The 2,470-nt window shown below is 53.6% G+C and carries 2 protein-coding genes; one reads left to right on the top strand and one right to left on the bottom strand.

The window, feature by feature from the left end; all coding sequences use genetic code 11:
* The first annotated feature begins 178 nt into the window (after positions 1 to 178).
* Positions 179 to 1,486: a 30S ribosomal protein S12 methylthiotransferase RimO gene (gene rimO, locus KQJ18_RS23325; RefSeq protein WP_038639187.1), complete on the top strand. Its 1,308-nt coding sequence runs from the start codon at positions 179 to 181 to the stop codon at positions 1,484 to 1,486.
* 54 nt (positions 1,487 to 1,540) lie between these two features.
* Here the strand turns inward: rimO and gsiD are convergent, their stop codons facing one another.
* Positions 1,541 to 2,452, bottom strand: coding sequence for a glutathione ABC transporter permease GsiD (gene gsiD, locus KQJ18_RS23320; RefSeq protein WP_087857583.1), 912 nt, complete (start codon positions 2,450 to 2,452; stop codon positions 1,541 to 1,543).
* Positions 2,453 to 2,470 lie beyond the last annotated feature (18 nt).

Here is a 2,470-nt window from a genome sequence, read left to right as displayed (position 1 = left end):
TACAGCCAAGAAGTGACACTTAAAGCCGGAATTAGACTCGCTAAACACCTTCCGCTAACCGATCCACTATTTATAGGTATTGGTCTTTATTCTCCCGGTCTTATGCCGATCAGATATAGATGTACCGTGACGGCATCTGTATAATCCCCCGATTACGAGCAATGTACAGTATAAGAAAATGGCAAAAATTGGTTTTATATCACTAGGTTGTCCGAAAAACCTCGTCGATTCTGAGCGCATCCTGACCGAACTTCGTACCGAAGGCTATGATGTTGTGCCAAGCTACGACGACGCGGATATGGTTATCGTTAACACCTGCGGCTTTATCGACAGCGCGGTTCAGGAGTCCCTGGAAGCAATCGGCGAAGCGTTAAACGAAAACGGCAAGGTGATCGTTACCGGCTGTCTGGGCGCGAAAGTTGATCAGATCCGTGAAGTCCACCCGAAAGTGCTGGAAATCACCGGTCCGCACAGCTATGAACAGGTTCTGGAGCACGTTCACCACTATGTGCCAAAACCAAAGCATAACCCGTTCCAGAGTCTGGTTCCTGAGCAGGGCGTCAAGCTGACTCCGCGCCATTATGCCTATCTGAAAATTTCTGAAGGCTGCAACCACCGCTGCACGTTCTGCATTATTCCGTCGATGCGTGGCGATCTGGTGAGTCGTCCGATCGGCGACGTTCTCAGCGAAGCCAAGCGTCTGGTAGATGCGGGCGTGAAAGAGATACTGGTCATTTCTCAGGATACCTCCGCGTACGGCGTGGATGTGAAGCATCGCACCGGTTTCCATAACGGCGAGCCGGTCAAAACCAGCATGGTTGATCTGTGTGAACAGTTATCAAAACTGGGGATCTGGACGCGTCTGCATTACGTCTATCCCTACCCGCACGTTGATGACGTGATCCCGTTGATGGCGGAAGGCAAAATCCTGCCGTATCTGGACATCCCGCTGCAGCATGCCAGCCCGCGTATTCTCAAGCTGATGAAACGCCCAGGCTCCGTGGACAGACAGCTGGCGCGCATCAAGCAGTGGCGTGAAATCTGTCCTGAACTGACGCTGCGCTCCACCTTCATTGTCGGTTTCCCGGGTGAAACAGAAGAAGACTTCCAGATGTTGCTCGACTTCCTGAAGGAAGCACGCCTGGATCGCGTCGGCTGCTTTAAGTACAGCCCGGTAGAAGGCGCTGGCGCCAATGATCTGCCGGATCAAATCCCGGAAGAGGTGAAAGAAGAACGCTGGAACCGCTTTATGCAGTTGCAACAGCAGATCTCTGCTGAACGCTTGCAGGAGAAAGTGGGCCGCGAAATTCTGGTTATCGTTGATGAAGTTGACGAAGAAGGCGCGATTGGTCGCAGTATGGCTGACGCCCCGGAAATCGATGGCGCGGTATACCTGAATGGCGAAACCAGGGTGAAACCTGGCGATATCATCCGCGTGAAGGTCGAAAACGCAGATGAATACGATCTGTGGGGCACCCGCGTTTAAATAGCGTAACCCAACGTAGGCCGGATAAGCGTTACGTCTTATCCGGCCTGTGGTTTATCCTTTTATCTTCGGGTCCAGCGCGTCGCGCAGGCCATCGCCCAGTAAGTTAAACGCCAGCACCGTCAGAAATATCGCCACTGCCGGGAAAATCGCCACGTGCGGCGCAATCACCATATCGGCCCGCGCCTCATTGAGCATTGCCCCCCACTCCGGGGTCGGCGGCTGCGCGCCCAATCCCAGAAATGACAAGCTCGCGGCAGAGATAATCGACGTGCCAATTCGCATGGTAAAAAAGACCACAATCGATGAGACCGTTCCCGGCAGAATATGGTTAAAGATGATGGTTGCATCGCTGGCGCCAATACTGCGCGCAGATTCAATAAAGGTCTGCTGCTTCAGCACTAGCGTATTCCCACGCACCAGGCGCGCGAAGGCCGGAATAGAAAAAATAGCCACGGCAATAATCACGTTGGCAATACCGCTGCCCAGCACTGCCACCACAGCGATCGCCAGCAAAATACCCGGAAAGGCGAACAGTACATCGCAGATGCGCATAATCAGTCGATCCCACCAGCCTTCGTAGTATCCCGCCAGCAATCCCAACACGGTGCCAATCGTCGCGCCAATAAATACGGCAAAGACCCCTGCCGCCAACGAGATTTGCGCCCCAACCAGCACACGGCTAAAGATATCCCGTCCCAGGGAGTCAACGCCGAACCAGTGCAGCATCGACGGCCCGTCATTCAGACGGTCATAATCGAAGTAGTTTTCGGCATCAAATGGCGTCAGCCAGCGGGCAAAAATCGCCACCATAATCAGGAGAAGGACAAACAATCCCGCGATCATCGCCATGCGCTGGCGGCGGAAACGACGCCAGAACTCATGCCACGGCGTGCGAATCTGCTCTGGCTTAACAAGGGGCATCGCATTTAAAATCGCCTGTCGGCGCCAGTTAAAAAATCGCATCCTTACTTGTACCTGATA

This window comes from Citrobacter sp. S55_ASV_140 (assembly GCF_018919505.1).
GTDB lineage: Bacteria > Pseudomonadota > Gammaproteobacteria > Enterobacterales > Enterobacteriaceae > Citrobacter > Citrobacter werkmanii.
Note: the sequence above shows the minus strand (reverse complement) of the source record. Positions and strands in the feature narration are given on the sequence as shown.

Coding starts and splice junctions, on each gene's coding strand:
- rimO (WP_038639187.1), top strand. CDS start 179: ATGGCAAAAATTGGTTTTATATCACTAGGTTGTCCGAAAAACCTCGTC.
- gsiD (WP_087857583.1), bottom strand. CDS start 2,452: ATGCGATTTTTTAACTGGCGCCGACAGGCGATTTTAAATGCGATGCCC.